Here is a 7,992-nt window from a genome sequence, read left to right on the forward strand (position 1 = left end):
GAGTGAGCGTGTCGGCTGCAGTTGACGAACTCGCCCTGGGGGAGACATTCACGTTTGACGAGCTGGTCGCGGCCGTGCAGCGACGCCGGCAACGGCGGTTGCGAATCGTCGAGCTGACGGATCTCAGCGATCGCAACGGATTGTGCGCCGTGTTGTTGTCGACGAATGCTGAGGACCTGATAGTTCACGCGCGCACTGATTCCGTGCTCCATCGCCAGCAGTTCGTGCTGCACGAACTGGCGCACATGATCCTCGGGCACGAGATCGACGCTGATCCCGACGGTCCCGACTTTCTCTTGCCGGACATTCCCGCAGAGACGCGTCGCCGCCTGCTCAGACGTCAGAATCTGGACACCGCTGAGGAAGTCCTCGCGGAGACGCTCGCCGATCACCTCGCCGCAGCGATCAGGGGATCGGCACAGCAATCGTCGCGATACCAGGAGATCTTCGGATGATCACCCTCCTCATCGCTGGCCTCATGTGGCTGCTCGTCGTGAGCCTGCTGATCTTGCGACGCGGTCGGGCCGAGCGCAACATCTCCTGGGCCGCGCTGACGATCGCAATCGCGACAACTCTGAACACCGACCAGGCCTACGAGGCACTTGACCGGTTCGCCGGCGGTACCAACACCGTGACCCTCGTTGCGGATGTCGCTCTGATGGTGGGCATCTTCTTCCTGGGACGCGGGGTAATGAAGGCCTCCGAGCATCCGTCGGGGACAGTGCGGCACGCACTCGGTCGGTTCGCGCTCATGGTCGCGCTCGCTGGCGCGGTGGCCATGTTCACCCTCATCGATCGTGGAGTCACCACCACCAGCTTCATGCTGGATCTCGGCGAGCAACCGGCCGCAGCCGCCTACTCGATGATTCAATTCGCGTACTACGCCATCGTGCTCTCCGCGATGGCGGCGCTCGCTGCGCGGCAGGTGCGAACCATCGGGGGACTGCAGCAGTGGCCGCCAGCGTCCTTGCTCTTCGGCAGCGGATGCGGAATCGCGCTGAGCGCCGTCGTCATCGCCCTGGATATAGCCCACGTCGTTGGCAACCTGTCGGTCATGCGAGCTGTGTCCGTGGCGTATGAACCGCTGCACCTGCTCACGTTCGTGTTCCTCTGCCTCGGGTTCGCCGGCCAGCCCGCCGCCCGCGCCTGGCAAGCGCGATCTCGCGCGAGGGCGACTCGGACGCTCGTGGCCGAGCTCGAGCCAATCTGGGAAGCAGCGACGACGATGCGGCCGGGAATCCGTCAGATCGAGGAGGCCGCGGTTCCCACTGACGAACTTGAGACGCTGTTGCATCGCCAAGTGGTCGAGATCCGTGACGCGATGATCGACACCCGGGTATCTTTCGAGGTGAGCGACCGAGAGCGGGAACTCATCGAGCGCGCCGAACGGCACCTTCTTGGCGCCGGGCCGACCGAGTCTGCAGCGATCACATCACCGGCGGCTACCGAAAAAGGGCTGCAGCAACGATGAGACTCCTCTGGGTGTTGGCGGGAGCGGTGGTCACCGTTGGCGTAGGCCTCGCTGGACTCGGCCTGGTGATCGCGAGGCGCCTGACGGCCCCGGTGGGTGAGCGAAAGTACGACCTCACGATTCGAAGAGTGGACAACTCGGGGGAGCGACCCGTCGTCATCCTCGATCGTCTGCCCAGCACCGCTTCACACGGGGACTACTGCCTGATCGTGGAGACCGGCAACTGGGTCAAGCTGGCGCCCGAGGTCGAAGACCGCGGCACGCACCTCGTCGGCCGTGAGATCGTGGGGCAGTCCCGCGAGGACTTGGCGGCGGGCCAAAGAGCGTCCTGGAGCGGCATCTACTTTGAGACTCCAGCGGATGCAGGCTTGCAGTCAACGGACGTAGTCGTGCCAACGGATGTCGGCCCCGCGCCGGCTTGGCTCATCAACTCTCCGGAGGGGCCATCGCGCACGTGGGCCATCCACATTCACGGCCTCGGAAGCACGCGCGCGGGCACACTACGTGGCGTGCAAGTCGCCTCGGAGGCCGGAATGACGTCCTTAGTCGTGACCTATCGAAACGACGGCGATGGTCCGATCGTGGGCACCGGCAGATCTGAACTCGGCGCCGCCGAGGTTCAGGACGTGCGTGCCGCCCTGACCTATGCCCGAGAGAACGGCGCCGCTCGAGTGGTCCTCTTTGGGTGGTCGATGGGCGCGGCCATCGCACTCCAGCTCGCTGCCGATCGAAGGCTTCGTGACACCGTTGTCGGTCTCGTGCTCGACTCACCCGTGCTGGACTGGGTCTCGACCATCGAGTTCAACTGCGTGCGGTCGGGCCTGCCGGCCTGGACCGGCGCCCTCGCCCTGCCGTGGCTCACCTGCTGTCCACTGGTCCGGGTAATCGGTCTGGAGAACCCCGTCGCCCTGCACAAGTTTGACTGGATTGCCCGTGCGGACGAATCAAGCGTGCTGACTCTCATTCTTCACGGTATGTCGGACACGTCATCGCCGTTTGAACTCTCGGCTGGCCTCGGGGCACTTCGTCCTGAAACCGTGGGCATTGAGTCATTCCCAGCGGATCACACGATGAGCTGGAACTCGGCTAGGGAGGGATGGCGTGCAGCCGTTTCTACTTGGCTGCACTCGCTAGCAATGACCGGCTGAAGTTTATGGCACGGGACGGCTAGAGAAATCGCGGATTAGTTTATTGTGAACGTGACGGTCTCACAGTTGGGTAATCTCGAGACATGGATATCGACTGGGCTTTGGAGCAGTTGCGGAAATACATTCATCTCAAAGAGAGAATCGCCCTTCCTATTCACGAAGTTCGGCAGAATAAAAAGACCCGAGCTCGCGGCTCAGCTGACGAGCTCCGAGATATCGAGCATGTTGTGCACGCTATTGCGGACGCAACGTATCAGGAACGCCCCCGGATGAGGGGAGAAGACCTCGTTCACTTGCTGATTTGGGAGCTCACCAGCGGCGACACAGTTCGTGACAAACTCGGATTGTCGGAGCCAGCGCCCTCCATAACCGGGAGTCAAATGCACCCCTGGGTTTGGGACGCGGCGAGGCCGCATTGGGTCAGTGGGAATCACGATGCGGCCGTTTGGGCTGCGGCGGTCAACGTCAATTCCCGACTCCAGAAAAAGGTTGATCGCCGGGACATAGGCGAGTCCAAGCTATTGGCTGAATGTTTTAGCATCCACCCTCCGGAGGCAGGGAGGCCGCGTCTGCGGTTATGCGACGACACAAATCCAGATCTCTTTAGGGATGTCCATCGCGGTGCTGGGTCGCTCGGCCGCGGGCTCTACTCAGCGGTAAGAAACCCGCTGAATCATGTTGACCTTGCTGAGCATCAGATCGGCAAGCCGGAGGCCCTTGAAGCTCTAGCTGGGTTCAGCCTCCTCTCGCGTTGGATCGATCGTGCCTCTGTGGAAAACAAGGATGATGAGCACGGTGCTGGTGAGGTGGAAAAAAGTATCCAGGCTTAGAAGGACTCCCCCGCGTGGATTGATCTACAGCGGGCAGTGCTTCCTTCGTGCTGGGCCGATTCCTCTAGGGCCGACTCCCCGGCGACTGCCGGATTCATGCATGCCGGGCCCCGCGAGGCCCCGAAAAGCTAAACCGATTCAGGCTTTCCCGTGAGAACTGGGCTGTCTGAGCGCCCCCGAAGCGCCGGTCGATTTGACAATCCAAGTACGTCCCGTGCCAAGACATCGACATGGAATTCATATTCATTGTCGTCTGTAAAATCGATGAAGAGGCGCCCGCTGAGAAAAATAGGCGTCTGCGGCTTGTTTGGTTGATCGCGAATGACCGGGATGATTCGAGGTGAAGCCATGTCGTTCATCGACTCCGCAGTCAGGATCGTGCTTTCGTATCCAACGCCCCCATTGCCTTGATTTGCTTTGTCCACATATCTGGGTGTGCAGATGACAATCACACGATCAGAATTGATCATCCCACCGTTCATGAACAAGGGCAGGTTCGAACCGAGGGACAGATACTGGTCGGGGATGACCCAGATGCCAAGAGATCCGAGTGACATGGCGAGTCGAGCGACCCAGCGTTTGTGTTCTTCGCTGTCGTGGGAGTATGAAATAAACACACGCTGGAGCCGGCGACCTGTCGTCTGAAGCGCAAGGTCCACATCATCGAAATTCTGGCCATCTTTGTTGATTTTGTAGGCTACAATGCCCGTCGCACCGCGTCTTTCCTCGGTGAGTGCCTCTACTCCATCTGGTTCGGTGGACGCTAGCCATCTGGGCAATTGACGGTCAACGCGCGCGACTAATCGTTCGAATGCTCGATGTGTAGCGTCATCATTCGAGCCTGAAAGGGTACAAGTCAGCGTGACGGACTTTGGGTTGTGCGCCGCAACGTTAAAGTCGACGCGGGTGACACCTGCCGCCGGCCGAACCGGAGCTACCTCATACCCGAGAATCAACGATTTAAGTGGGCCTGAAAAGTATCTGCGCGCTTCTGGCAAGTCTGCGACCCTAAAGAAATGTCCATCCTTGTGGTACAGACTGTAATCCTTGCTCGAGACTTGATGGTCAGCGTAGATTTCGTTGTCGAGGAATCCCTCAATGCGCCCAACGATCTCATCGACAGACTCCGTGCCCACACTCCATTTTTTGTTACGACTGACGCTTCCCATTGACTCTCCGTCGGTGTTCATCGGCCCAGAGACCGCAGCACTTAAAATTGATGTTGACCAAGCGTGATTGACTAAGGTCAGGGCGTTGCTTACGAAGTTGCGGTTAAGCGGCCTCGCGCCCGTCCCGGTACAGTGCCCGCCCGATTAGTTCGATGATCTTGGCCAGCTTCGAGTCGCTGTTCAGGGCCTCGGCCACCATCGACTCGAAGTTGGTACCCGAGGTGATGATGGCATCCGTCACCGTGCTGCCGAGGTCCGGGCTCGACAGGAACTGCTGCTCGCTGTTGGCCGAGATCTGGGTGCTGATCTTGTCGTTCTCCGCGGCCTTGCCCTTCACATGCGTGAGGAACGCCATCGTGTCGACTTTGGTGAAGGTGTCGTCGTCGAAGAGCTGGTTCAGCTGCTCCACGGCTTCCATCAGCCGGGTCATCGCCGGGTCGACAGGCTTGCCTGATCCGGTCGCCGAGAGCGGGTCGAGCTCGACCTCGTCGGTGAGGGCGATGTCGAGGGTGTCGTGCTTCTTGATGCCGTACCCGATCAGGGCCACCCCGGCGAGGTCGATCGGGCTGCGCCGGGTTGTTTCGCGGATGACCTGTTTCAGTGCCCGAAAATAGATGGCGTGCTTCTCGATCGTGGTCTCTTCGTAATTGATCACCTGGGAGAGAAAGTCGTAGGCGTTCACGAACGCGGTCACGTCACCACGGAACAGCTCGAGCTTGTCGACCTCGAGGGCGTCTCCAGCCAGAACGGCGGCCCCGTAGCGTTTGTTGAAGCGGTCGCGACCAGGCGCGACAGCAGCCGACAGGGCGTTGTTGCCCTTCTTCAGCACCTTCACCATGGCTGCGGCCTCAACCTCGTGCTCCTCGTAGATTCCGGAGGAGTCGAGCTTGGCCTTCATGTCGTGCACGATGTCCGGGTCCGTCACAGCCGATAGCCGTGCGTCCTTGAAATACGGCTCAAACGAGTCGCGGATGACTTCGGGATCGTTGACGAAGTCGAGCACGAAGGTCGTGTCCTTGCCCTTCGCCATCCGGTTGAGGCGGGACAGCGTCTGCACGGCCGTTACACCGCTGAGCTTCTTGTCGACGTACATCGCCACCAGAAGCGGCTGGTCGAACCCGGTCTGGAACTTGTTGGCCACCAGCATCACCTGAAAGCTGTCGGTCTTGAACGCCTCTGGCAGAGACCGGCCCTTCAACCGCGGGTTCATGTTGATCTCGGTATACGGTTCCGGCGACAGCTCAGGCTCTAACACTTCGCCCGAGAATGCGACGAGCGCGCGGACATCCGTGTGCCCGGTGCGTTTCAGGTAGTCGTCGAAAGCGAGTTTGTAGCGCACGGCCTCCTTCCGGGATCCAGTGACGACCATGGCCTTCGCCTTGCCGTTCAGGCGCCAGCCCACGTTCTCGCGGTAGTGCTCAATGATCAGCGCGACCTTCTGGGTGATGTTGAAGTCGTGCAGCCGCACCCACTGCATCAGCTCCTTCACTGCCTGCGTCTTCTCGACCAGCGGCCCTTCGGAGTCGTACTCCTGGCCGTTGTGGGCGAGCTTGAACGCGACCTTGTAGGGTGTGTAGTTGCGCAGCACGTCGAGGATGAAGCCCTCCTCGATGGCCTGCTGCATCGTGTACAGGTGAAAAGCCTGCGGCAGCGACCCGTCCACAGACCGCCCAAACAACTCCAGCGTCTTCGCCTTCGGCGTCGCCGTATAGGCGAAGTAGGAGATGTTTGTCGCGTTCGCGCGGGACTCCATCTCCGCCGCCAGCACCGACTCCGCATCGACCTCACCGCCGTCGGCCAAGTCGGCCAGTTCCGAAGCGCCCAGCACTTGTCGAAGCTTCTTGGCCGTGCCGCCGGTCTGGGAGGAGTGCGCCTCGTCGGCGATGATGGCGTAGCTACGCCCGGCGAGCGTGCCGGTCAACTTGTCGAGCTCATCCATTACGAATGGGAACGTCTGGATCGTGACGACGATGATCTGTACCCCGTGGAGCAGCGCTTCGGCGAGTCGGCTGGCTTTCGAGCCGCTGCCGCTCTCGATGCCGACGACCACGCCGGTCTTCGCGTCGATCTGCTTGATCGCGTCCTGCAGTTGGGTGTCGAGCACGGTACGGTCGGTGACGACGATCACCGAGTTGAACACCTTGCTGCCGTCGGGCCGGTGCAGCGTCGACAGCTGGTGCGCGGTCCAGGCGATGGAGTTCGTCTTGCCGGACCCCGCGGAGTGCTGCACCAGGTACCTGTGGCCCGGGCCTTCGACCCGGGCGGTCTCGATGAGTTTCGTGACGGATTCCCACTGCTGAAACCGGGGGAACAGCAGGGTCTCTTTGGTCTCGACTTCGCCGGTGACGAGGTCGATGTTCTTCTCGACCTGCAGGTGCATGAACTGCCCCAGGATGCCGAGCCAGGCATCCGTCTGGAACACTCGCTCCCACAGATACGACGTCGCCGACCCGTTTGGGTTGGGCGGGTTGCCGGCGCGGCCCTCGTTGCCCTGGTTGAAGGGGAGGAAGAAGGTTTCCGGGCCGCGCAGGTGCGTGGTCATGAAGACCTCGGAGTTGCTGACGGCGAAGTGAACGAGCGCGCGGTGCCCGAACGAGAGCAGCGGCTCGCCCTTGGGGTTGCGGTGGGTGCGGTACTGAGAGATCGCGTCCTGCACGTTCTGGGTGAAGTCGGTCTTCAGCTCGAGCGTCGCCACCGGCAGCCCGTTGACGAAGAAGACCAGGTCGATGCTCTTCGTTTTTGAGGTGGAATAGAACACCTGCCGCATCACTCGCAGGCGCATCTTGCCGTAATCGGCGGTGGTCGCAGGGTTTAGCGCGGTTACGGGCTTGAACTGCGCCATGCGAAATGACAGTGGCGTGGCCTTGAATCCGCGGCGCAGTACCGAGAGGGTGCCGCCCTGCACCCCGTTGACGCTGTCGAAGGGCGCGTCGAGGGACTTCACCAGCCGGTCGAGCAGAGCATCGCGCGACTTCTGCTGAACGGATGCCGCATCACCCGGCTTCACCGCCCGCGCCAACACCTCGGGCTGGGTATCTTCAAGCCAGCCGAACACGTCGTCGGGGAAGAGCGCGCGTTCTTTGTCGTAGCCGGCGCTGGTGGGGGAGTAGAGCCACCCGTGGGCGTGCAGGTGGTTGACGAGTTCGTCTTCGAACGGCTTCTCGTTGTGGTCTGCCATCAGAGGCCCCTCACGTCAATCTTTCCGGTGACTGCGGCACTGATCAGGGCCTGGCGGCGCTCCTTCAGGACCTCGACCATCCGACGCGCCTGGGTTGCGAGCGCGTCAATGTGTTGGGTCTCGCGATCTAGATACTCCGCGATTTGTCGTTGCTCGGTGAGTGGTGGGGCCACAAGACGTATGCGAGAAAACTGAC

6 protein-coding genes and 1 pseudogene are annotated in these 7,992 nt (G+C 61.3%); 4 read left to right on the forward strand and 3 right to left on the reverse strand.

All coding sequences use genetic code 11. The annotated features are described in order from the left end of the window. Positions 1 to 2 precede the first annotated feature (2 nt). From E3T55_RS06910 to E3T55_RS06925, 4 genes are all read left to right on the forward strand, one after another. Complete coding sequence (locus E3T55_RS06910) at positions 3 to 455, forward strand: ImmA/IrrE family metallo-endopeptidase (RefSeq protein ID WP_241992923.1); 453 nt, start codon at positions 3 to 5, stop codon at positions 453 to 455. After that, positions 452 to 1,471, forward strand: a complete 1,020-nt coding sequence (locus E3T55_RS06915; protein ID WP_174775440.1) for a DUF6545 domain-containing protein — start codon at positions 452 to 454, stop codon at positions 1,469 to 1,471. The genes E3T55_RS06910 and E3T55_RS06915 overlap by 4 nt, the downstream gene beginning before the upstream one ends. Then, a complete protein-coding gene (locus E3T55_RS06920) occupies positions 1,468 to 2,619 on the forward strand; it encodes an alpha/beta hydrolase family protein (protein WP_134518845.1) in 1,152 nt (383 codons plus the stop codon). Before E3T55_RS06915 ends, E3T55_RS06920 begins: the two co-directional genes overlap by 4 nt. 83 nt (positions 2,620 to 2,702) lie before the next feature. Further along, positions 2,703 to 3,449, forward strand: coding sequence for a TIGR02391 family protein (locus E3T55_RS06925; RefSeq protein WP_134518846.1), 747 nt, complete (start codon positions 2,703 to 2,705; stop codon positions 3,447 to 3,449). A gap of 128 nt (positions 3,450 to 3,577) precedes the next feature. Here E3T55_RS06925 and E3T55_RS06930 read toward each other — a convergent pair whose 3' ends face one another. The 3 genes and pseudogenes from E3T55_RS06930 to E3T55_RS20600 form a co-directional block, all read right to left on the reverse strand. After that, entirely contained in the window at positions 3,578 to 4,618 is a 1,041-nt protein-coding gene (locus tag E3T55_RS06930) for a toll/interleukin-1 receptor domain-containing protein (RefSeq protein ID WP_166791704.1), read from the reverse strand. Positions 4,619 to 4,721: 103 nt separating this feature from the next. Continuing rightward, positions 4,722 to 7,796, reverse strand: coding sequence for a type I restriction endonuclease subunit R (locus E3T55_RS06935; protein WP_134518848.1), 3,075 nt, complete (start codon positions 7,794 to 7,796; stop codon positions 4,722 to 4,724). Beyond that, positions 7,796 to 7,992: pseudogene (locus E3T55_RS20600) on the reverse strand (restriction endonuclease subunit S); the annotation flags it as partial. The pseudogene E3T55_RS20600 and the gene E3T55_RS06935, both read right to left, overlap by 1 nt.

The sequence above is a fragment of the Cryobacterium frigoriphilum genome, from assembly GCF_004403305.1.
GTDB classification, from domain to species: domain Bacteria; phylum Actinomycetota; class Actinomycetes; order Actinomycetales; family Microbacteriaceae; genus Cryobacterium; species Cryobacterium frigoriphilum.